At 61.0% G+C, this 25128-nt stretch carries 9 protein-coding genes; all 9 read left to right on the forward strand.

Translation table 11 applies throughout. The features are described from left to right. The first annotated feature begins 178 nt into the window (after positions 1 to 178). The 9 genes from EK373_RS17835 to EK373_RS17870 all read left to right on the forward strand — a co-directional run bounded on the left by EK373_RS17835 (position 179) and on the right by EK373_RS17870 (position 25016). Positions 179 to 535 (forward strand): hypothetical protein, encoded by a 357-nt coding sequence (locus EK373_RS17835; RefSeq protein WP_129645074.1) that lies wholly within the window; start codon positions 179 to 181, stop codon positions 533 to 535. A gap of 42 nt (positions 536 to 577) precedes the next feature. After that, complete coding sequence (locus EK373_RS33390) at positions 578 to 784, forward strand: hypothetical protein (RefSeq protein WP_198683406.1); 207 nt, start codon at positions 578 to 580, stop codon at positions 782 to 784. A gap of 65 nt (positions 785 to 849) precedes the next feature. Beyond that, the gene (locus EK373_RS17840; protein ID WP_198683407.1) at positions 850 to 7245 is read left to right on the forward strand and encodes a beta-ketoacyl synthase N-terminal-like domain-containing protein; all 6396 of its coding nucleotides are present in this window, start codon (positions 850 to 852) and stop codon (positions 7243 to 7245) included. Continuing rightward, positions 7235 to 8188, forward strand: a complete 954-nt coding sequence (locus EK373_RS17845; RefSeq protein WP_129645076.1) for an NAD-dependent epimerase/dehydratase family protein — start codon at positions 7235 to 7237, stop codon at positions 8186 to 8188. The genes EK373_RS17840 and EK373_RS17845 overlap by 11 nt, the downstream gene beginning before the upstream one ends. Positions 8189 to 8208: 20 nt before the next feature. Continuing rightward, on the forward strand, positions 8209 to 9534 hold the full coding sequence (locus tag EK373_RS17850) for an FAD-dependent oxidoreductase (RefSeq protein ID WP_129645077.1): 1326 nt from the start codon (positions 8209 to 8211) through the stop codon (positions 9532 to 9534). Between the two features lie 48 nt (positions 9535 to 9582). Continuing rightward, complete coding sequence (locus EK373_RS17855) at positions 9583 to 10329, forward strand: SRPBCC family protein (protein WP_129645078.1); 747 nt, start codon at positions 9583 to 9585, stop codon at positions 10327 to 10329. Positions 10330 to 10341: 12 nt separating this feature from the next. Beyond that, positions 10342 to 11019, forward strand: coding sequence for an SRPBCC family protein (locus tag EK373_RS17860; RefSeq protein ID WP_129645079.1), 678 nt, complete (start codon positions 10342 to 10344; stop codon positions 11017 to 11019). Positions 11020 to 11040: 21 nt separating this feature from the next. Then, entirely contained in the window at positions 11041 to 23793 is a 12753-nt protein-coding gene (locus EK373_RS17865; RefSeq protein ID WP_129645080.1) for an SDR family NAD(P)-dependent oxidoreductase, read from the forward strand. After that, entirely contained in the window at positions 23790 to 25016 is a 1227-nt protein-coding gene (locus tag EK373_RS17870; RefSeq protein WP_129645081.1) for a hypothetical protein, read from the forward strand. The genes EK373_RS17865 and EK373_RS17870 overlap by 4 nt, the downstream gene beginning before the upstream one ends. Positions 25017 to 25128: the final 112 nt, after the last annotated feature.

The raw sequence follows: 25128 nt of genomic DNA on the forward strand, positions 1-25128 counted from the left end.
CAGTACACCGCATCGGCGGATGACGCAGCTACTGTCATTCTTTGCAGGCGGCGTCTCGATCCAGTTCGGCTACCTTTTCCTCACCAACAAGAAAGCCGTTACCAGAAGTGACGGGGCGGAGCCTGCGCCAGACACTAGGACTTCATTGCGCTCTCAAACTGCCGGAGTAGGAGGAGTTATGAGCATGCACGCGTTCGATGTATTGAGCGAGGAAGAGCTGGACCGCATGGAGCGTCGCGTGGCCGCGGCCACCCTCGGGCCGTGGCTTCCCGACAGCGACGAGACGGCCAACGTCAGCGTCATCGAATTGGGCTTGTGCAACGAGCTCGGTACGTTCAAGTCGATCGAGCTGGTCGGCGCGAGCGCGGCCGACCACGAGTTCATCGTCAATGCCAGGCAGGACATACCGCGACTGCTCCAGGAAGTGCGCCAGCTGCGGGCGCGGCTGCAATCGCTCAACACGTCGCTCGACGATCTCGAGCCACACATGAGAAGCGCCGGTGAGGAAGCGTTTCTCCTGTCGCCATCGATGTAGCACCTCACACAACGGGCAAGGGAAACATCTGGGGAGCACGTCATGGATATGCAGGTTGACGACGACATCGAGACCGCGGAGCACGACTACTGGCGTGTGCTGCGGATGTTGAGAAGCTTGCCCGATCAATGCGCCCTGGATGTAGGCGATCTCGCAGACCAGATCGGCGCGGACAAGCTGGAGCTGATCCAGTGGGTCAGGGCGGACATAGCGTTCGCGCGCCTGATCGAATCGAAAGTAACCAAGTAATCGCGGCGGCCGGTCCCGGCCACGCTGGCTCGACTCCGGATCGAGCCTCCATCGAGAGCATCCCCATGATCGATAACGAGCAGCTGGTTGAGCTGACCGAGTCCTATCTGAAGTCGCTGGTACGGACGGCGGTCGGCTCGATGAGCGCGGATTTTGCGTCGACGGCGCCGTTCGGCGAGCTGGGCATCGATTCGTTTCGCGTCCTGAAGATCATCAAGGCGCTGGAAGCGGACTTCGGCCGGCTGCCGAAAACCCTGCTGTTCGAGAACTTCAACATCGCCGACCTGGCGCAGTACTTCGTCGCCAGGCACGAGCAAACATTGCGTGCCCGGTTGTCGTCGCAGTTGAAACAGCCCGTCCAAGAGTGCGCGCCGGCTCCTGAGCCTGTCGTAACGCCGAAGCAATCTGCGGAACGGGTGAAGCTGCGGCCCGCGGCGCAGCCTGTCCTCATGCTGGAGAGCGATGCCTGCACGCATCCGGAGCTCGGGCCGGTTGTTCGAAACATCTTCGAGCAATACAAGAACGAGGGATCGGTGTCCCGCGGCACGAGGAACATCGCTCCGAACCTGTTCATCGGCAGCGAGCGTCGCGGCTTTTTCCATTACAGCCGCAGCAACGACATCATCCTTGCCTACACCTACACCGGCCCGAGAGATTACTTCCCGGCGCTCGCGAAGGAGTTGTACGAGCACTGCGCCAGCCGGAAGCTCAGCGTCAACATCGTGTACGACGAAGAGACGCCGTCGATCTGCGGCATCCCGTTCACTTCGACACCGTTCGGCGCTCTGCAACGCGTCCTGGGATTGCAGCAGTTCACGCTCGACGGCAAGGCCATGCGCCGGCTGCGCTATCAGGTCTCGAAGTTCGAGAAGGCCGGCAACTGTCGTACCGAAGAATTTCGCTGCGGCTCCAACGACGGCGTGGCTCGTGCCATCGCCACCGTCATCGATCAATGGTGCGCGGCGCGTACCATGGTCAATCCGCTCATTCACATCGTCAAAGACGAGATCCTCGCCGGCACGCTGGATCCGAAGCATCGCATCTTCGTGACCTATCTGGATGACGTGCTCCAGAACGCGATCCTGATCTCGCCGCTGGCTGCCGAACAGAACGGCTATTTGATGGATCTGGAGTTCTATCCAGACAGCATGCCGCTGGGCGGGTTGGAGTTCACGATCGTCAAGATCGTCGAGCGGCTGGTTGCCGAAGGTTGCGATGTGTTGAGCCTGGGCGGCACCTACGGCTGCAAGCTCGGCGACTCGAGCGTTCCGGACGCCGCGGTCGAGAAGATCCTGGATGATCTGCGCATGCAGAACATCTTCAATGACGAAGGCAATCTGCAGTTCAAGAACAAGTTCCGGCCGGAGAACAAGCCCATCTACTTGTGCCGGCCGCAGGGCCAGCCGAACGCCGATGAAGTTCTCGACATCATCATGATGATCGCAGACCCGATGAAGATGCAGACGTCGGACGCCGAGAATCATCTGGGCGCCGACACTGCCGCCGTTGTCGAGAACGCGCTGATCATCGAAGGCGAGGCGCGATCTGCCGATCTGCTCCAGTGCGGTTTCAACCCGCTCAATCTGTTGCCGCAGCAGGTCGAGTTCGACCTGAAGACGGATTCGTGGGCGCAGCTGCGCCTGCCGGCGATCGACAATCAGCGCAGGCTCCTCAGCGCGCAGTTGAATCAACGTGTCGATCTCGGCGCGACGCTGGCCGATCTGTTTCCGTTCGCTCACTTCGCCCTGACCACGTCCGGGCGGACGGCCGAGAGCGTTTTCTGTAGCGTTTGGCCGCGCAAGGGCGTCGTTCTGCAAAACCTGTTGTTTCCTACGACGCTCTTTCACCAGATGGACAACGCCCTGGTGCCGACAGAGCTGCCGCACGCGGAAGTGTTTCGGCTCGATTCGTCGCACTTGTACAAGGGCGACATGGATTGGGCGGCGCTGCAAAGGGAAGTATCGCGAGATCCAGCGGCGGTCGCGTATGTGTGCATCGAGGTCAGCGACAACGCAGCCGGCGGCCATCCTGTTTCGATCGAGCATCTGAAGCGGGTCAAGCAACTTGTCAAAGACGCGTCCATTCCGCTGGTGCTGGACGGCACGAGGATCATCGAGAACGCTTACTTCGTCATCGAGAACGAGCCGGGTTACGCCGGTAGAACGCTCTGGAGCGTAGTCCGCGAGATTCTGGGATATGCCGACGCCGTCCTGCTGAGCTTTGGTAAGAACTTCTGTGTGACTGGCGGGCTGATCGCCGTCAACGACGGGCAGTTGTTCCAGCAGGTGCAGGATCGCATCCGCGCGCAAGGCTGCGGGTTGAGCGGTGTCGACAGGAAGCAGCTCGCGCTGGCCCTCCGCAGGCGCGAGTACATCGAGAGCCAGACATCGCGTCGCAAGCAGTCCGTGCGACGGATCTGGGACGCGCTGAAGGAGCAGGGCATTCCAGTCGTGCAGCCCGCCGGGGCGCATTGCATCTTGATCGATGTCAAGCAAGTGCCCGAGTTCCGGGACTTCAAACATCCCGTTGCATCGTTTCTGGCCTGGCTGTTCCTCAACACCGGCATTCGTGGAGGCGCGCACAACGCCGGGATGCAGAGGAACACGGCGATCAACGATCTGGTTCGCCTGGCGATTCCGGTTGGGCTGTCGATGGAGCAGGTCGACTCGATCATCGAGAGGCTGGTCGAGCTGTTCGCTCAGCGCAGCAACATCCCTGAGCTCGCTTCGGTGCAAGACTCCGCCGACTCCGTGGGCGATATTCACGGCCGATACAAGCTCGTCAGGTATCACAATGCATCGGGGCGGATCGTCAGCTCGATCGCTTCGTCGCCGCGCGAGCCGATCGTCCCGGCTCCCGCGGAACAGACAGTGCCGGGGTCATCGCGTGACGTTCCGACTCAGGACATAGCTATCGTCGGCATGGCGGGGCGCTATCCGCAAGCGAACAACTTGCAGGAGCTGTGGCAGAGCCTAGTGACAGGCAAGGACTGCATCGAGTCCATTTCCGACGCGCGCCTGGCCCTTCGCTCGCCCAGCCAAGGTGGCGAGAAGTATCGGGGCGGATTCATCGCGGACGTCGACAAGTTCGATGCTCGCTTCTTCAACATTTCGGCGCGCGAGGCGCAGGTCCTGGATCCGCAGGAGCGCTTGTTCCTCGAAGTCGCCTACGAAACGCTGGAAGACGCGGGCTACTACCCTGAATCATTGATTCGCGAGCGCAGCCGAGAAGTCGGCGTGTTCGTCGGCGCTGTGTGGTCGATGTACCAATTGCTCGGGCTCGAGGAGCGCATCGGCGGAAACCTCGTCAATCCAAGCTCCTTCTTCTGGAGCATTGCTAACCGCGTCTCGCACTGGATGAACTTCTCGGGCCCGAGTTTGACCGTCGACACTGCCTGTTCCGCGAGCTTGACGGCGCTGCACCTTGCTTGCGAAGCGATTCGACGCGGCGAATGTTTCGCGGCCCTCGTCGGCGGCGTGAACCTCGATTTGCACCGGGCCAAGTTCGACCTCAACTCGGCGGGCGGGTCTTTCTCTCGCGACGGCGTGTGTCGCTCGTTCGGCAAGGGCGCGAACGGCTACGTCTCCGGCGAAGGCGTCGGGGCGGTGTTACTGAAGCGGCTGGATCAAGCGATCGCCGACGGCGACAACATCCATGGCGTCATCAAGAGCGTGGCCGTCACACACAGCGGTCGCACCAGCGGCTACACCGTTCCCGGTCCGCAATCGCAGAGCAAGCTGATACTGAAGGCCCTACAGCGCGCCGATATCGATGCGCGCAGCATCGGTTACATCGAAGCACATGGGACCGGCACGGATCTCGGTGACTCCATCGAGATCGCCGGACTCACTCGCGCCTATCAGGAACACGGCGTCGCGAAGCAGAGCTGTCCCATTGGCTCCGTAAAGACAAACATCGGCCATCTGGAAGCGGCGTCAGGCATCGTCGGTATGCAGAAGGTGCTGCTGCAGATGAAGCATCGCACGCTGGTGCCTTCGCTGCACTCGGTCGAGCTGAACGAAGGCATCGACTTCGCCGGATCGCAGTTCTATGTCCAACAGCGAGTGGAGGAGTGGGCGCCGCGAGAACTGGATGGCGTGCGCCTTCCACGGCGCGCCGGACTCAGTGCAATCGGCGCGGGCGGAACGAACGCTCATGTCGTTCTCGAGGAATACAAGCATGCACCTCGAATCGATCAGCTCAACGGTCGCGGCGATCGGATTTTCCCGTTGTCAGCGGAGAGTGGGATACAGCTGCGCGAAGCAGCCGTTCGCTTGCATGGCTTCCTCAGCAAGCGCCCTGGCTATGACGCTGACGATGTCGCGCATACATTGCAGGTGGGCCGAAAGTCCTTTGATTTTCGCCTGGTTGTTTTCGCAAGCGATCTGCACGATCTGGCGAACAAGCTCGACGCCTATCTGCAGGGGCGACATGAGGACGCAGTGACGAGCGGCTGCGTGAAGAATGCCGCGAGTGTCACCGGGCTGTTGAATGCCACTGAGAAGCAGGAGTTCATCGAGCTTTTGGTTCGTAGCGGCGATCCGCGGCGCCTGTCGCGGTTATGGTGCGACGGTGTGATACCGGAATGGCGGGGCTTGGCTATCGCGCAGGCAGGAAGGAAGGTCTCGCTGCCTACTTATCCGTTCGCAGGCCAGCGCTACTGGCTCACGCAGCAGGAAGCCCAGCCGGACATGCCGGTGACGCCTGTCGATGCCGAACCTGTCGCCAAGATCAGGCGAACCGAGAAATATCACTTCTCGTTCGGCGCCGAGTCCTCGCCGGCTGGAGGCCTCAAATTGGGCCTGGAAGACAGGGTCCGGCTGTTCGTGCGGCATCTGATCGCCAGCCAACTGCGCATCGGTATCGAAGAGATCGAGGACAGCCGCCATCTGATGGAGACGGGCATCACTTCGCTGGACATGGCGGAGATCACCCAGTCGATCAAGCTTGGCGTCGACGAAGATTTCTCACCGATCGTCTTCTTCGAGTGCACGACCATCCGATCGTTTGCGGAACTGCTGGCTCAGCGCTACGGCTCAGCCTTCGAGAAGCTGACCGTCACGCGATCGACCGTCGAGGAGGGCGAGACGGTCGTGCCGCTGAGAAGGAAAGCCGAGCCGACACAGGTCCCGGCATCGTCTCACATTCCTCTGCACGTCCACGATGCGAATGCCGATCTCGCGCTGGGCGACCTGAAGGCGCTCATGCCCGCACACCCAGGGAAGGCGCAACGATTGTTTCTGACCGGCGCCACCGGGTTCCTTGGCATCCATGTGCTTGCCGAGTTCTTAGGTGCAGATCCAGATGTGACTGCCTACTGCCTGGTGCGCGCGGCGTCCAAGGAGCAGGGGCTGCAGCGCATTCTGAAGCAGGCTGCGAAGTTCGAACTGGATATCGACGAGTCGCGCATCACCGTGGTGTGCGGGGACATCGGCGAACCGAAACTCGGATTGTCAGCGGAAGATTGGACGCTGTGTGCCCGTGAGGGGCAGCAGATTGTGCACGCCTCCGCGCGTGTGAACCATATCGAAGGGTACGCAACCTTCCGCGATTCCACGCTCGGCATGAAGGAGATCATCCGCCTCGCCAGCAGCGATCGGCTGAAAATGATCCAGTTCGTCTCCAGCATCGCCGGCTGCGCGCTGAAGATCGGCGAAGAGTTCTCGATCTACGAGAAAGAGGACTTCGTCGAGGCCGGCGCGCAAGTGTACGGCGGCTACGGCCAGTCCAAGTGGGTACAGGAAGCGCTGCTGAGGCGCGCCGCCGAGAGCGGCGTTCCCTATGTGATTTACCGGTTCGGCGAGCTGTCCGGCTCGGCCCGCACCGGGCTCGGGCAGACCGATGACATCGTGCACCGTCTGCTGCAGATGAGATTGGCGGTCGGGTGCAGAGAGAAGGTGTCGAACGATGTGCTCGACATGCTGCCCGTCGACTTCGCCGCTCGGCTGATCGTGAACACGGGCAACAAGCCGGAGTTGTGGAATGCGATTCTGCACGCGACCCATCTGAAGCCCTACAGCTTCGCCAACATGTATCGCCAGGCGCAACACCACGGGCTGCAATTCGCGCCGGTGACCCGCGCCGCCTACCTGTCACGATGCTATGACTTCGTCAGGTTCATTCATTCCATCAATCCCGTGAACGGCTTCGTGCTCGAGTGCGTGCTACGCGACGCGGAAGGGTCGGTGCGCAGTCGCAAGATGATGGATGCGTACTTTTCCGTGATCTTCCCGTTCGCTCAGGACAATTTCCGGCGCTCGTTGCAAACGTTGGGACTGTCGCTGCCCGAATGGGGCGCTTTGATCGACTCGTATTTCGCTCGCTGGAGCCGGGAAGACTGCGGGTTCATGGCCAGGATTTCCGAGTACCGGCGCTGGGCGCAACTGGAATCCAAAGCTAAAGCGGTGAGCAACAGCGCCGCTCGGGAAGAACTGCTGCTGGGAAAGGTCAATGGAGCCTAAGAAAGTTCTGGTCACCGGCGGCAACGGCCATGTCGGTAACACCTTGGCCAAGGCGCTCAGCGAGCGCGGCTATGAAGTTCGCGTCACCGTACGCAATCCCGATGAAGTGCGATCAGCGGAGATATTCGCTGGCTATCCCATCGAGCTGTACCAGGCCGACATCAGGAACGAAGCGGCCATTGCCAGGGCCATGCAGGGCGTCAGCGGCGTTTTCCAGGTCGCCGCGCTCTACAACTACGATGAGCAGAGCCTCGGCGAAGGCATCGTTGCAAACAACACTGCCGGTAGCCAGGTGGTACTGCGGGCTGCCGGCGATTGCGGCGTCGAGCGCGTCGTATTCACCAGCAGTATTGCTGCCGTTGGCTTCGGCGGAACGCAGGATCGGCCGCTGACCGAGCAGAGCTGGAGCGATCCGGCGGATCCCTACTGCCGTTCCAAGCTCGAAAGCGAGCAAGCCGCGTGGAACTACGCTCAGGAACAGGGGCTGGATCTGGTCGCGCTCTGTCCCAGCGTCGTGCTGGGTCCGAACTTCTACAAACACACGCCCAGCACGATCAACGTCGGTGCGTGCATCAACAACCAGGTCCCATTCCGCTTGCCCATGCAGTTCTCGGTCGTGGATGTGCGTGACGTGGCGGACGCTCATATCCGTGCATTCGAGAGCAAGAACGCGTCGGGGCGGTATCTGGTCACAGGAACGAATGTTCGCGACCTGATGACGGCGCTGAAGGAGATCGAGCCAGACATGGTGCTGCCCGAGCGCACCTTGACTGTCGCTGAAGCGAGGCAGCTGGCCGAGAAAGCGGGCATGCCCGTCGAGCTGGTTGGCCAGCCGTACATGTATTGCGACGAGAAGATTCGCGCCGAGCTCGGCTGGCAGCCGCGGCCACTGACCGAAACGTTGCGCGACACCGTCGCGTGGATCAAGGCCCGAGACCTGTAAGCCAAACCTGGGAGACGAACATGTCCGGTCGGGAATATGACGTCATTATCGTGGGATCGGGCACCTGCGGCGCGACTCTCGCGCGCGAGCTCACGCGACGGAATAAAAAGGTGCTCATTCTCGAGCAGGGTCGGGACAGTGTGCTGCGTGAATCGTTCGGGTCGATGGCCGCGATCACCAAGGAATATTCCGTCGGCGACGACTTGAAGGCGGCTGCCGCGGCCACGGTAGGTGGCTCGACCAGCCTGTACTTCGGCGTCTGCAAGCTGCCGACCGCGGATACGTACTCGAGCCTCGGCATCGATCTTTCGGCTGAAGTGGCAGAGGCGAAGAGGGAACTGCCCATTGCCGAGTTGCCGGATGAGTTCTTGTCGCCGCAATCCCTGGTGTTGCGCAAGAGCGCAGCGGAACTTGGCTACAAGTTCAAAAAGAACCTGATGCTGGTCGATGCATCGAAGTGCGCATCGGGTGAGTACTCGTACGACGCTCGTTGGAAAGCCAAGGCGTACGTCGAGGAGGCAGTCGACTTTGGCGCGACGCTGATCACGCAGGCGACCGTCACCAGAGTGCTGGTCGAAGGCGGCCGGGCCACCGGTGTGGAGTACAAGCACAAGCAGGGCTTCATGCGCACGAAGCTCTGCACGGCGCGAGGCAAGCGTATCGTGTTGAGCGCCGGAGCGCTTGCTACACCTAAGCTGCTCATCGACTGCGGCATCAAAAACATCGGCGATCGCGGCTTCTTCTGCAAGCCGGCGTACATGGTCTGCGGCACCGTGCCCGGCCTGGGCGCGACCGATACGTTCGTGGGCAATCAGGACATCGAGTTGGGCAAGGGGTTCTCTTTGGGCGACGGCGCCATGAGCTCGCTGTTGTTCAAGCTCGTCATGCTGGCCAATCTGAAGTGGCGCTATCTGTTCTCGTTCTCGAACATCCTGTCGATGGGGATCCTGATCTATGACTCGCTGGGCGGCGAGGTCGGCAAGGATGGCAGCTACCGCAAACAATTGACGCCCGCGGAGCTGCAGAAGCTGCAGGAAGCGGAGCAGATCGCGGTAAAGATATTGGAGAACGCCGGCGCGAAGAATATTTTTCGCACCAAACTGATGGCCGGCATCCCCGGCGGCACGATCCGGATCAAAGAGCATGTCGATGAGAACATGCAGACCGACATCGGCAATCTCTATGTCTGCGATCATTCGTTGATGTCGGATGTGATGATCACGCCGACCTTCACGCTCATCTGTCTGGCCAATCGCCTCGCCAGGCACCTCACGACCTCACTCCAGGTCCCGCCAGCCCGAGGTCCGCGACGATTCGAAGTCGTGGCTCGCATGCGCAGCCGCTGACAGCAGCTAGCCATCGTCCATTCGCACTGTTCCATTCGGAAGGGAACCATGAAAGCTCTATTTGCCAAGATCGGGCGGGGGATATGCAAAGCCTTCGTGCCCACCGTCGTGACCCTGACCGTCGCCTTGACGACCGCTCATTTCTCCTGGAAGTACTCCGGGTCGAATGAGTGGGAGCTCAAGAAGGACGAGAACGGCGTGAAGGTGTACACCCTCAAGACGCCAGGCTCCACGTTACTGAAAGTCAAAGCGGATATGCAGGTGGCGACCAGTCTCACCAGCGCAGTGTTTCTGTTGCGCGGAGACGAGTCCACTTCCGACGACTTCGGCGGCAAGGATTTCACAGTTGTCGAGCGCATCGAGACGCCGCAGCTGTTCATGGCTTGCTACTCGGCGAAACATCCCATGCCGCCGCCGTTTCGCACCAAGGAAATGGTCGTGATGCTCAACTATGCACAGGACAAGGCGACCAAGAAGGTCGAGATCAATGTTCAGGCCGCGCCCGGCCGCACGCCGCCGAGCCCGAACACTTCGCGGGTCACCCATTTGAACAACATCTTTCGCCTGACGCCCCTGGCGAACGGCTTGATCGATTGGGAGATCACGTTGGACGTGGACATGGGGCTGCTATATCCGCTCGCCAATCTTTCGATGCCGGAGTATTTGTTCAACGACCTCAGCTATCACAAGAAGCTGGTGCTGACGGAGAAGTATCAGAAGGCGCGGCTCATCTCCGTCGAAGAGCCTGGCAGCCCGCCGCAGGCGCTGACCTCCAGTCTGCAGGAATCACTTTGAGGGAGCTGCCGAATGAAACTGCTCAAACGTGTCTGCCTGTCGCTCGGCGCCGTGCTGATCGCGCTGTTCGGCGCCCACCTGGCGTGGACCAACTCCGGGTCGAACGAATGGAAACTGGTCAGCGATCAGGATGGGATCAAGATCTCGGCGTTGAAGTCGCCGGGGTACAGCCTGATGAAATACAAGGTCAACGTGCGCTTCGACTCGGAGCTGCCCGAAGTGCTGTTCATGCTGACCGATCTGGATACCGGCAAGGACTTCGGCGCCTTTGACATCAAGCGCATCGAGGAGATCTCGACCCCCTCGCTGTTCTACGCCTATGACACCTACAAGCTCACCTTGCCGAAGCCCTTCGGCCAGGTCGAAGTGGTGCTGTTGAACCAGTGCTACGAAGACACCAAGACCAACCAGTACCACATCAATATTTATGCGGCCCCGAACCGAATTCCTCGCGAGGGGGACATTCCTCGCGTCGTTCACTTGAGCAACAACTGGACGCTGACGCCGGTGACCGACGGTGTGGATGTCGAGTCCGTGTCGGAGATGGACCTCGGATTGCCGTATGTGCTGGCCAACCTCGCGATGCCCGAGGTGATCGGCAGCCAGATCAAAGCGATGCGCGAGGTGATGAAGACCGATCGTTACAAGAACGCCAAGCCGGTGTTGCTCAGCTCGTCACAGGCGCCGTGATACTTCCAGGAATCCTCGACAATGGATGACTTGCACGTCGTCGCCGCGGCTGCGGAGTTGAGCGAGCGGGGCTATATCGTTCGGCCAGCTGCCGAAAGCGACCTGCCTCGCCTGGTTCAACTCGAAGAGCTGTGCTGGCAGCACACACGCACCTCGCAGCAGCAGCTGCTAGCGCGCGTGCAGCGATATCCCGAGGGCCAGTTCGTACTGGAGAAATCCGGCCAGGTTCTCGGCGCCGTTTATAGCCAGCGAATCAGAGATGTTGCCGCTTTGGCGAGCCGGAGCGCGGCCGACGTGCATGAGCTGCACGACGCGTCGGGCTCGATCGTCCAACTGCTGGCGCTGAACGTCGATCCCGCGGTCCAGAATTTGAGTCTGGGCGATCAGCTGCTGGAGTTCGCGCTGCAGCGATGCGGTTCGATGGACGGCGTCGACCGAGTGGTCGGGGTCACGTTGTGCAAGCGGTTCGACTCGACCCACGGGCTCTCGTTCGATGACTACATCCATCGGCAGGACGGTCAGCAGGATCCGGTGCTGGCCCTGCATTGCTCGCATGGTGCGACCGTCGTTGGATCGATCGCGAACTACCGGCCTGAGGACGTGGCCAATCAGCACAATGGCGTGCTGGTGTCCTACGATATCCGACGCCGGCAGGTCCGGTCATCGACAAAGCAATCGGATACAGCGATTACGTTCGACCGGAAAGAGGTCGAGCGCTTCGTGCGCGCCGAAGTCGCGCGGATCATCGGCGACGAGCAAGGTTTCGACTCGACTCGCCCGTTGATGGAGATGGGCCTGACCTCGGCCGACCTGTTGCAACTCCAGTTGCAAATGCAGCGGCAGTTCGGCTGCACGCTTCGCCCTGGCTTTTTCTTCGAGCACAACTGCGTCGACAAGGTCGTTGCGTATTTCTCTACGGACGCGAAAGCGGCCCCAGAGAAGCAAGCTTCACGGCCAGCCTCGAAACAATCCAAGGGCATCGCGATCGTCGGCATGTCGTGTCGGCTGCCCGGCGGCATCGAAACGCCTGATGATTTGTGGGAGGTGCTGGCTGCCGCGGAGTGCATGATCGGCTCATATCCGAAGAGGAGAGGGAACTGGCCCTCGGCCGCAAAGTACCCGGGAATCGATCAGGGCGGTTACTTGGCGGATGGTGACGCCTTCGACGCATCGTTCTTCCGCGTATCGCCGACGGAAGCGCAGATCACCGATCCGCAGCAACGCATTCTGCTCGAGCTCGCGTGGTCGTGCCTGGAAGATGCCGGTGTGTTGCCCGCGCACCTGCGTGGCACGCGCACCGGCGTATTCGTCGGTGCGAGTAACTGCGATTACAGTCGACTGATCCAGACCGCGGGAGTCGAGACCGAAGCTCACCACGCCACTGGCAGCTCGTTGGCCATCATCGCCAATCGCCTCTCGTACTTCCTCGACCTGTCCGGCCCGAGCATGCTGATCGACACGGCGTGCTCATCTTCATTGGTGGCGCTCCATGCCGCCGTTCAATCCCTGCATGCGGGCGAGTGCGACAGCGCGCTCGTCGGCGGCGTCAATTTCATCTGCCATCCAGACCTGAGCGTGGCGTATCACAAAGCCGGCATGCTGGCGCGCGACGGTCGCTGCAAAGTGTTCGACGCACGCGCGAATGGGTATGTGCGTGCGGAAGGCGGCGTGATGCTGCTGCTCAAGCCTTTGAGCGAGGCCATCCGGGCGCACGACAATATTCATGCGGTCATCCGCGGCAGTGCTGTCAATCATGGCGGTCTCAGCGGCGGGCTGACGGTTCCCGATCCGAAGAAGCAGAGCGAACTGTTGATTGCGGCTTGGAATAGCGCGGGTATTTCGCCCCGCGAGCTGAGCTACATCGAGGCTCACGGGACCGGCACGTCGCTCGGCGATCCTATTGAAGTTCAGGGAATACAAACAGCGTATTCCAGCCTGGTCGGCGTTAGCGCCGACAAGACCTGCGCAGTTGGCTCGCTCAAGAGCAATCTCGGCCATCTGGAATCGGCCGCGGGCATCGCCGGTGTCTTGAAGGTCGTGCTGTCGATGCAACATCGGCAGCTGCCGGGGCAACCGACGTTCGACCAGCTCAATCCGAAAATCATTCTGGATGACAGTCCCTTTTACGTCGCCGAGCGCCACCAGGGCTGGCAATCAAACCAGCGGCGGCTGGCAGGCGTAAGCAGCTTCGGATCCGGCGGCGCGAACGCGCACTGTGTCGTGCAGGAATACGTGGCCGAAGCTCAGGATACGGCTCGCGTCGCCGGCGTCGATCATCTGTTCGTGATCTCGGCCGCCGATGAAACACGACTCCGCGCCTGCGCCAGAAAGATCTTCGATTGGTTGGAAACAAACGAGCCTGGCGAGCGCTTTGGCGACGCAATCTATACCTGGCAGGCCGGTCGCACCGCCATGAAGCGGCGCCTCGCGATCAAAGTCAGGGACGCGGCGGAGCTTCGCGCGAAGTTGCAACAATGGTTGGCCGATTCGAGCTGTCCTGCCGATGCATGGCTGGATGAGGTGAATTCGCGCGATCCAAGCGCCAGTCGCTTGTGGCAGGAGGAAGAGGGACTGCATCTCGTCGAGCGAGCACTCGCCGAGCGGAATCTCGGTCAGCTCGGCGCCTTCTGGACTTCAGGGGCCGATGTCGACTGGCGAAAGCTGTACTCCGCCGAACCACGGCGCATCAGCGTCCCCACTTATTCGTTCGCGAGAGAGAGTCACTGGATCAGCGTCCCCGAGATCGAGACAAACGAGGCTGCGGAGCTCCCATCTGCATCAGGTCATCTGTTGGTGACTCCGGTTTGGGAGTCAGCATCGACACAGGCGGCCGCGCACGAGGTCGGATTCCGCGAACACCGAGTTCTGCTCTGTGAGTTGCCAGACGTCGATGCGGAAAAGATTCGCACGTCGACGCAGTCGAACTACTGCTCACATCTGCGAAGTCGTGCGGAGTCGATCGAGGGGCGCTATGTCGACCACGCCCTCAAGTGCTTTGAGGAAGTGAAACGGATACTCGCCGATAAACCACGCGGTCGGGTATTGTTCCAGGTCGTCGTCCCGCAACAGCACGGCGAAACACTGCTCGCCGGCTTGTCCGGGCTGCTCAGCACGGCCACTCGTGAAAATCCGAACCTCATCGGGCAGATGATCCTCACCGAAGCGGGGATCAACCACGACGCGCTCGCCACGCAACTGCGTCGTGAGAAGGATTCATCTCGCGATACGCTCGTCAAGTATTCGCAGGGGCAGAGGCACGTCCTACGTTGGCGGGAAGTCGGTGCGGCGGATTCGTCCTTGCTGGCCTTCAAGCACGACGGTGTCTACCTCATCACCGGCGGCTTGGGCGGATTGGGCAGGGTGTTCGCGAAGGAAATCCTTCGCCACGCCGTCCAAGCCCGAGTGGTTCTGACGGGCCGTTCTGCGCTGACGGATAAACAGCAGCGGCGTCTCGATGAACTCGCGCGGCTGGCTGTTGAGACGGGCGCACGTGCGCCGGAGTATCGGCAGTTGGATCTGGCCGATCTGACTCAGACACAAGCGGTCATCGAAGCGATTACGGAGCAGCACCAGCGCATCGACGGCATCATCCATTGCGCGGGCATGATCTCGGACAGCTTCATCCTCAGAAAGACCGCGGAGGAGTTCAAACGAGTCCTCGAACCCAAGGTGACCGGAACGTCCAACCTGGACGCAGCGAGCAAAGACCTGCAGCTCGACTTCCTGGTGCTGTTCTCGTCTTTCACCAGCGCCCTCGGCAACGTCGGGCAGGCGGATTACGCGGCTGCCAACGGCTTCATGGATCAGTTCGCCGCGTATCGAAATCGTCAGGTCGATGCCGGGCAGCGGTACGGCCGCACGCTGTCCATCCATTGGCCACTTTGGCAGGAAGGCGGAATGACGATGGACGCGGAGAGTGCAGAAACGCTCCGCCAGGCCACGGGCATTCAACCCATGCAGACCGCCATCGGAGTGCGTGCGTTTCACGACAGCCTGTTGTCGAGAAATGCGCGCACGATGGTGTTGGAAGGCGACGTACAAATGTTGCAGCAGACGCTCGCGCGTGCGAACGAAATCCAGGCGAGCACACTTCCAACGACATCCGCAACGACAAGCGCAGACCTGTTGCGCGAAGCGACTCTGAAGAGGATCAAGCAGCTGTTCGGCGAAGCTCTCAAGCTGCCGGCGGCGAAGGTGGATGCCGACGAGCCATTCTCGAGCTATGGCATCGATTCGATCCTGATCAATCAGATGAATCGCAAGCTGGCCGAGGTCTTCGGCGCTATCTCGAAAACGCTGTTCTTCGAGTACAGGACACTCGCAGAGCTCACGGCGCACCTCGTTCAAATGCACGCAGCAGGCTGCGTCGCGTGGACGGGATCGACGGCATCCTCGGGGGCGGTCGCTACGGTGACTCCCTCTCGCCGAGTCGAGGCGATCAAACCAAAGGTTCCGGGGACGAGCGCCTACCGAAGAGAGCCCATCGCAATCATCGGTATCAGCGGCATCTATCCGCAAGCCGCCACGCTGGACGAGTTCTGGAAGAACCTCGAGAGTGGCCGTAGTTGCGTTAGCGAGATCCCGCCGGAGCGCTGGTCGCTCGACGGTTTCTATGTTCCGGACGTGGAGCAGGCGATTGCGCAAGGCAAGAGCTACAGCAAGTGGGGCGGATTCATAGAGCAGTTCGCGCAGTTCGAGCCGCTGTTCTTCAATATCTCGCCGCGCGAAGCGCTGAACATGGATCCGCAGGAGCGTTTGTTCCTGCAGGAAGCCTGGCGAGCGATGGAGAACGCTGGCTACACGCGCAACGATCTGAAGCATCGCTTCCAGCGCAAGGTCGGCGTCTTTGCCGGCATCACCAAGACCGGTTTCGAGCTGTACGCGACGCCCGCAGCCTCCATCGAGGATGGCTTCTACCCGCGCACCTCGTTCAGCTCCGTCGCCAATCGCGTTTCTTACTTCCTGGACCTCACCGGCCCCAGCCTGCCGATCGATACGATGTGCTCGTCGTCCCTGACGGCGATCCACGAAGCTTGCGAGCACATCAATTGCGGCGACTGCGAACTGGCCTTTGCGGGCGGCGTCAACCTTTATCTGCATCCCGCGACCTATACCTGGTTGAGCTCGCAGCAGATGTTGTCTCGCGACGGTTTGTGTCGCAGCTTCGGCGCCGGTGGCAACGGCTACGTGCCCGGAGAGGGCGTTGGCGTCGTGCTGCTGAAGTCTTTGCCCAGCGCACTGCGCGACAACGACAGCATTCACGGCATCATCCTGGCAACGCATGTCAATCACGGCGGCAAGGCCAATGGTTACACCGTGCCGAGCCCGAGGGCGCAAGCCGAGCTGATCAGCCGCGCCATCGAAAAGGCCGGGATCAAAGCTGACGACATCAGCTATATCGAAGCCCACGGCACCGGTACCGAACTGGGCGATCCGATCGAGATCTCTGGGTTGCAGCAGACGTTTGCAGGCACATCGAAGCCTTGCTCGATCGGTTCGGCCAAATCCAACATCGGCCACCTGGAATCGGCCGCGGGCATCGCGGGGCTGACCAAGGTGCTGCTGCAGATGAAGCATCGGTCCATCGCGCCGAGCCTGCACGCGAGCCAGCTCAATCCAAATATCGATTTCGACAAGAGCGCGTTCCGGGTCAATCGCAGCTTGTCACCGTGGTTGGTCCGCAGCGACGACGGCAAGGAAGCCCCGCGCATTGCTGGAATTTCGTCCTTTGGTGCGGGCGGCTCTAATGCGCACATCATCGTGCAGGAGTTCCCGGTCACTGCAACGTCTTCGAGCACACACGAGCCGCACGCCATCCTGCTGTCTGCCCGCACTTCGGAGCAGCTGAGACAAAGAGCGCGGGACTTGCTGGCTTTCGTTCAAGTCGAACGAGCTGCATTCGACCTACGCTCCATGGCCTACACCCTGCAAGTGGGACGGGAGGCGATGGAAGCGCGCCTGGGCATGCTCGTGAGTTCGGCCGATCATTTGGTCGACAAGCTGCAAGCGTTTCTTGCCGGCGAACAGGACATCGAGGACATCTATCTGGGCCAGGCGAAGAGCAACAAAGAAACCTTGCGGCTGTTCGGCGGTGATGAGGATTTCCAGGCGACGCTGGATCGTTGGCTGGCGCGCCACAAGTTTTCCAAGCTGCTGGAGCTGTGGGCCAAGGGATTGGATATAGAGTGGGACAAACTCTACGAGTCGGCCCGGCCGCGACGCATGGCGCTGCCGACGTATCCATTCAACCCGGAGCGCTACTGGATCGATGCCGTAGAAGGTGTGCGGGCGTGGGACGCACCAGCTGCACCTTCGATTGCGCCTGCAGCTCATCCATTACTGCACACGAATACATCCAATCTCGATCGGCAAAGCTATAGCTCCGTCTTCAGCGGCGGAGAATTCTTTCTGCGCGATCACAAGGTTCGAGGCAGCAAGGTGCTGCCGGCCGTCGCCTATCTGGAGATGGCGCGCGCGGCCGTCGAGCTCGCGTCCCCCAAGCAGGCCCGCGGACGCATTCTGGAATTGCAGCACACGGCCTGGTTGCAGCCGATTGCCGTGTCTTCGTCGACGGAAGTCAGCATCGCTCTGTATCTGAATGAAAGCGATCCGACAGAGATCGATTTCGAAGTCCAGTCTGCCGGGGCTGAAGCGATTCATTGCCAGGGGCAGGCTCGATGGGTGGACGCGCACACGGTGCCGGGCATCGATATCCCGCAGCTCAAAGCCGAGATGAGGTTGGGACAATTGAATGTCGAGGAGTTCTATGGCCGCTTCACGCAGTCCGGCATCAGCTATGGACCGGCGCATCGAGCCATCACGGGGATTCATCTCGGCGAGGGGCAATTGCTCGCGCAGCTGACTCTGCCTGGTGCCGTCGAGTCGACGAGTCACTCCTATGTGCTGCATCCCAGCCTGATGGACAGCGCTTTGCAAGGCTGTCTGGCCTTGATTGGAGAGTCCGAGGGCGGTCCGCTTCTGCCATTCGAGCTAGACACGTTGCGCGTCGTCGCTCCGTGTACGTCCGAGATGTACGCATGGGTGCGTCGCTCGGATCAGCTCAAGTTCGATGTCGATCTGTGCGATCGCTTGGGCAACGTCTGCGTGGAGATGTCCGGCTTCGCTTCTCGTGCCCTGGATGCGGGGCTCGCGAGTAACGCAGAGAACCAGGGGCTATTGTATCCGCTGGCGCCGATCTGGAGCCGAGTGCGCGCACAGCACGCCGGCGAGGGTCGGTACTCGCCGAACAACATTCTGTTGTTGGGCGAGGATGAAGCTCCGCTTGCCTGGCTGCGACAGTCATATCCGCAAGCCGAGTTCGTGCAGCTGCCCGCGAATGCGAGCATCGAGACCATGCAGGAGCTGCTCGAACCTCGCGCCTTCGAGCATCTGCTGTGGATTGCGCCGGACGTTCTGGCGGCGCAGGGCGAGGACGACATCGTCGCCGGCCAGGAACGGGGCGTGTTGACGGTCTTCCGAATCGCCAAGGCGTTGCTGAATTCGAATCGAGCCGAGCGGAGCCTGCACTGGACGCTCATCACACGCCACACCCAGAACGTCAGGAAGACTGATCGAATTGCGCCGACCCACGGTGCGGTCGCCGGCTTGGTGGGCAGCCTGGCGAAGGAATATCCAGAGTGGACTCTGCAGCTTTTGGATGTCGACGACTTGCAGTTTGTCAGCGCCGAACAATGCCTGACATCGCCAGCAAACAAACAGGGCGATTGTCTGGCGCATCGGCAGGGAGAGTGGCTCGTAGAAGGACTGGCGCGGGTCGGCACATTGCCGGAGTCGCCGGCCGCGTATCGGCAAGGCGGTGTTTATGTCGTGATCGGCGGCGCCGGCGGCATTGGCGAGGTGTGGAGCCGCTTCATGGTCGAGCACTACCAGGCCCAGTTGGTCTGGATCGGCCGGCGTCCGCTCGACGCCGCGATTGAAGACAAGCTGCAGACGCTTGCCCAGCTCGGGCCTGCGCCACGATATTTCAGCGCCGACGCAACCCGGCAGGATTCGTTGCAAGCGACGTTCGAGCAGATCCGCGAAATCCATCCCAGGATTCACGGTGTCGTGCATTCCGCCATCGTCCTGCAGGATCAAAGCCTGTCGCGCATGGACGAGGCGACGTTCAGGAGCAGCCTCGCCGCCAAGGTCGACGTGAGCGTCAACATGGACGCCGTGTTCGGCAGCCTGGACCTGGACTTCATGTTGTTCTTCTCGTCGCTGATCTCGTTCACCAAGGCGCCCGGCCAGTCCAACTACGCTGCGGGTTGCACTTTCAAGGACAGCTTCGCGCACAGCCTGGCACGGCGTCGCAGCTATCCGATCAAGATCATGAACTGGGGCTTCTGGGGCAACGTCGGCATCGTCGCGGCCGAGTTCTACAACCGTCGCATGCAGCAGATGGGCTTCGGTTCCATCGAAGCCCCGGAAGCGATGGATGCGCTGAGAACATTGGTCAGTTCGGACGTGAACCAGCTGGCGCTGGTGAAGGCCATCGATGTGCGTGCAGTTGAAGGCATCACCCAGCCTGAAACTATCGGCTACGCTTCGACTGGCGTCACCAATGTGCTGCCGTCGTTGCGAAAGCAGATCAGCTCGGGCGAGCCGCCCGCAGCGCTGAGCGAGAGCGTGCTGGCGCAAGATGTGATGGATCTGGCCGAACAGATCCTCGCGGCGAGTCTTCAATCCTTCGAGAGGGCGCGGATGACTGATCCGCTGCTCGGTCGATGGCTCGATGCGAGTGTCGAGTATCTGGCGCGTCAGGGGCGCACGTCGCACGCTAACGTAGAGGAGCTCTGGTCATCGTGGGCTGCGAACGAAGCGGTTTGGCAAGAGAATCCGAGCACGCGACCTCATCTGGAACTGCTCAAAGTCTGCTTGCGGGCGCTGCCCGAAATTCTCTCCGGCACGCGCAAGGCGGCGGACGTGATGTTCCCAGAGTCCTCGCTGCGCCTGGTCTCTGGTGTGTACGCCGGCAACGCAGTCTCGGACTACTACAACGGGGCGCTGGCGCAAACGCTGTGTGCGTGCATCAGGCAGCGCCGTCAGGCGGAGCCGTCAAGCAAGATTCGTGTCTTGGAAATTGGTGCGGGAACGGGCGGAACGACCAAAGCGGTGCTGCCGCTGCTGCGCGAGTTCGATGGTGCCATTGAGGAGTACTGCTACACCGATCTCTCCAAAGCCTTCCTGATCCATGCGGAGGAACATTACCGGCCTGGATTCCCGGCATTGCGCACGGCGCTGTTCGATGCCTCGAAGCCGCTGTCGTCACAGGCGATGGCGGCGAATCAGTACGACTTCGTCATTGCGACGAACGTATTGCACGCGACGGCAGATATCCGGGAGACGATGCGCAACGCCAAGGCATTACTGAAGAAGCACGGCATCATCCTGCTCAACGAGATGTCCGAGTGGTCGCTGTTCAACCACCTGACGTTTGGGCTGTTGGACGGATGGTGGTTGTACGAAGACGCTGCGCTGCGCATTCCCGGCAGTCCTGGGCTGGCGCCAGAAACCTGGGGCAGAGTGCTGAAGGAAGAAGGATTCGAGAACGTCGCGCTGCCGGCCGAGCAGGCCCGTGCGTTCGGACAGCAGATCATCGTGGCGAGCAGCGACGGCCGAGTGCGGCAGCGAGTATCCAAGGCGCCGCAGGTGGTCGCAGGTGCATCGAGCAAGCGTCCGACGGTGGCGAAGCACGCGACGCCGGCATCGGGCAGCACCCTGGCTGACGTTCCTCGAACAGGGCTGTCCCTGCGCGATAAGGCAGTGACGTATCTTCAAGGCGTCGTTGCAAAGGCGCTGCGCATGGAACCGTCGCAGTTGGAGCCCAGCCGCCCACTCGCCGAGTACGGCCTGGATTCCATCGTCGTTGTCGGAGTCACCAGCCAGCTGCGACGCGCGTTCACCGGCGTGACGAGCACATTGTTCTTCGAGCTGCGCAGTATCGATTGCTTCGCCGATTTCATTCTCGAGAACAAGAAGGAAGAGCTGATTGCGCTGATCGGCGGCGATGAGGGCGCGATTCCTGAGATCAAAGTCAGCGTCGAAACGCGTAGCGTCTCCCGACCCTCTCGACGAATTCGTCCGCAAGCCGCGACAGTGGCTACACCGACGCCCGCCGCGACTCCCACGGTGTTCGATGTCGCAATCATTGGCATCGCAGGTCGCTATCCGCAATCGGCGAACCTGAGCGCGTTCTGGAACAACCTGGCGAACGGCCGTAACTGTGTCACCGAGGTGCCCAAAGACCGCTGGGACTGGCAGGAATTCTTCGACGCAGAGCGCGGCAAGGCGGGCAAGATCTATACGAAGTGGGGCGGCTTCCTCGACCGCATCGACGGCTTCGATCCGTTGTTCTTCAAGATTGCACCCAGGGAAGCCAAGGCCATGGATCCTCAGGAACGGCTGTTCCTCGAGTCCTGCTATCACGCCATCGAAGATGCGGGATACACGCCCGCGAGCCTGGGCGACATCGACAAAGTCGGCGTGTTCGTCGGAGTGATGAACTCCCGGTATACGCCGCAGCCGCTGCACTATTCGATCGCGAACCGGGTGTCCTACGTGATGAATTTCCAGGGCCCGTCGCTCGCCGTGGACACCGCCTGCTCCGCGTCCCTTACAGCGATCCACCTCGCCCTCGAAAGTATCTATAGCGGCTTGAGCGAATGCGCCATCGCCGGCGGCGTCAACCTGATCATCGATCCGGTGCACTACCTCGAGCTGTCCGCCTTGACGATGTTGTCGGCGGGGCAGGAGTGCAAGTCGTTTGGAAATGAAGCGGACGGGTTCGTCGATGCCGAAGGCGTGGGAGCCATCGTGCTCAAGCCATTGAGCAAGGCTGAGCGGGACGGCGATCACATCTACGGCGTCATCAAGGGCAGTGCGCTGAATGCGGGCGGCAAGACCAACGGCTACACCGTCCCGAATCCGCAGGCTCAATCCGCCGTCATATCGAAAGCACTTCGGCGTGCAAACATCGCCGCGAGCGAGATCAGCTATGTCGAGGCGCACGGCACGGGTACGGCGCTCGGCGATCCGATCGAGATTGCCGGTCTCACGCGCGCGTTCGAGCAAGCGCCGGGTGACAGGCAGTTCTGCGCCATCGGCTCGTTGAAGTCGAACATCGGCCACTGCGAGTCCGCGGCCGGCATCGCCGGTTTGACCAAGGTGCTGCTGCAGCTGGAGCACAAACAGCTGGTGCCCTCGCTGCACGCCGATGTGCCCAACCCGGAAATCGAGTTCGAGCGAACGCCGTTCAAAGTTCAACGGGCGCTGGAAGAGTGGCAGCGTCCACGGCGCGAGGTCGACGGCGTCAGCAAAGAGATCGCTCGCACGGCCGGCATCTCGTCATTTGGCGCCGGCGGAGCCAATGCTCACATCATCGTGCAGGAGCACGAGTACGCAACGGCGGTGAATGCAGCAGCCGGTGCAGTCATTGTTCCGCTGTCTGCCAGAACCTCTGACCAGTTGCGCACCAAGGCGTGCGATCTGCTCGACCTGCTGCGCTTACCAGATCAATCGTTCGACTTGCTCGCGACGGCCTACACGCTGCAGGTGGGCAGAGAGCCGATGGAAGAGCGGGTGGCGCTCGTGGTCGCTTCGATCGATGAGCTCGCGGCCAGGCTCGAGTCGTTTGTCGCAGGCGAGGCGGGCGAGGAAACTCATCGGGGCCGGTTCAAGCGGAGTCACGGAAGGACAACGGCGCCGACCGGCGTAGATGAAGCCGTAGCGGACCGAAATCTGTCTCGCCTTGCGCACCTCTGGACTCAAGGCGCAGACATTGAGTGGGGCAAGTTGTACGGGGATGCGAAGCCGAGGCGCATCAGCCTGCCGGTGTATCCGTTCGCCAAGGAGCGCTACTGGCGCGAGCGCACCGATGCGCCGACGAAGCTTTCGGTCGAGACCAGGTTGCATCCGCTCCTGCACCGAAACGTTTCGGGGGTGCGCCACTTGGGTTACAGCGCGACCTTTAGCGGCGGAGAGGATTTCCTGATCGATCATCCGGTCGCGCCGCCTCCGGTGGTGTATTTGGAAATGGCTCGAGCGGCGATCCAGGATGCCACGGCGTCCCAATCGAGCACCGGGCTGGAACTCTTCAACGTCGTCTGGGCGGACACTACCGGCGTTCTCGCGAACGATTCGATCAACGTGGCGCTGTTCGCTCGAGACGACGATCAGCTCGATTATGAGATCTACAGCCAGCAGGACGAGGGCGACACCGTTCATCTCCAGGGTCAGTCGGTGCTCAGCGCCGAGGCCCCACCGACTAAGCTCGACATCGCTCGTCTGCGAGCGCAAATGCAGACGGGCAAGCGCCACTCCAACGGCTTCTACAGCAGTCTGGTCGACGCAGGCATTCACTACGGTCCCGCGTATCAGGCAGTGACGGAAATATCGCTGGGCGATCGGGAATTGCTTGCGCAGATCAGTGTGCCGAAGGCAACGGCAGAGCTGGTCCTGCACCCCGTCGTCATGGATTGCGCCTTGCAGGCAGCGTTCGGTCTCATCCCTCGCGAACAGCGACCGTCACAGCCGCTGGCATTGGAGTCACTGCGCATTCTCGGCGCCTGCGGCGAGCGCATGTTCGCCTGGGTGCGCTACTCGCAGGGCGAATACACCGAGCAAATGAACGTTCAATTGGACATCGATCTGTGCGACCCGCACGGCAACGTCAGCGTTCAGATGCGTGGCGTCACTTATGAGCTGGCTCGCGATGTCGCTAGGGACACCACCGGCTCGCTCGATTCCACCGACGTGGAAGGAACATGGACATGAACACTGCCGATGCGTCGAAGTTTCACCAGCTCTATGGGGTGCACAGCCCCAGGATGGCCTACCGCCGCGACGACTTCATCGACTACGTCTTGATGATTGCGCTGTGCGGTGGCCTGCTCAGCCTGGTGTACGGACTGCCGAGCGTAATGTCGATCATCGGCCTGGCGCTGTGTGTGTGCCTCATCGGTACGTTCTTGCTCCGGCACGGCTGGAAGCTGCGAACACCAGTCATCGTGAAGCGGCCGCAAGACGTCCTCTACATGCTCGTCTACAAGCTGCGGAACATGACGGTTCCTTACTTCCTTGCCGCGGCGCTGCTGCTGTTGGAAAACGTGCTGATCCATCTCACGCCGCAGTGGCCGCACCACACGGAGCTGATGCAAAAAATTGCAATCGGCTTGTTCTACACACACTTCGTCGCGTTGACGGTCTTTCGAACCGCGAGCCTGATCTCACACCTGCGACTGAAGGAACATGTCCGCGGCTTCCTGCTGCAGACGAACTGGAAAGTCGCCCTCCAGCGGCAGCCCAGCGTCGTCCTGGAGATCGTGCATGCGTATTTCACCGGCCTGCTGGCGCATGTGATCCTGATCGCGCCGTGGTACATCGTCATCACGCACGTCCAGTACTCGCTGCTGTTCCTGCCGATCGCGCTGGTCGCAAACTTCCTGATTCACGCCAGCTTCATGAAAGTGCTCAATCGCTGGTTCTATCGCGACCACTGGCTGGGCCACAACTCGGAGCTCGAGTTCGTCTATCTGCACGGGCCGCACCACGATGCCATCCCGAGCGGCTTGATCGGCGTGTCCGGCAACGGATTTCTGGAAGGATTCGCGCGATATACGCTGGGCGGTCCCGGGATCTTCTATAACCCGCTGCTGCTGTTCGTCTTCTACAGCATCGATGTGAAGTCCGACATCGACGGCCACCAGTTCATTCCCGGCGTGTATCCGCGCATCCCGAAAGAGTTCCAGGACATCAATCAGCACTCGACCCATCACTACGGAAACCTCACGCCGTACGGCGTCGGCATGAATCTGGATCAGCCGCAGCTGTCCGCTGAGCTGCGCAAGAAGTATCGATTCCTGCCCAAGGAAATGCAGCACGCGATCAAGTTGGATGAGCAACTGGACGGCTTCAAGTGGGACACGCCGAGGTATCGTCGATTCGTCGAGCTGTACACGAAGCATGTAACGAAGAACGACGCAGCTCGCGATCGGTGAACGTTTCGTTTGTTTGTTTCGCTGCGCGACCTGACAAAACAAACAGGCATCATCCGCGGCGCGCTTTGTTATCTTGATTCCACTTCATAGCGTGACGCACGCGAATCGAAAG

The sequence above is a fragment of the Peristeroidobacter agariperforans genome (assembly GCF_004138335.1).
Lineage (GTDB): Bacteria > Pseudomonadota > Gammaproteobacteria > Steroidobacterales > Steroidobacteraceae > Steroidobacter > Steroidobacter agariperforans.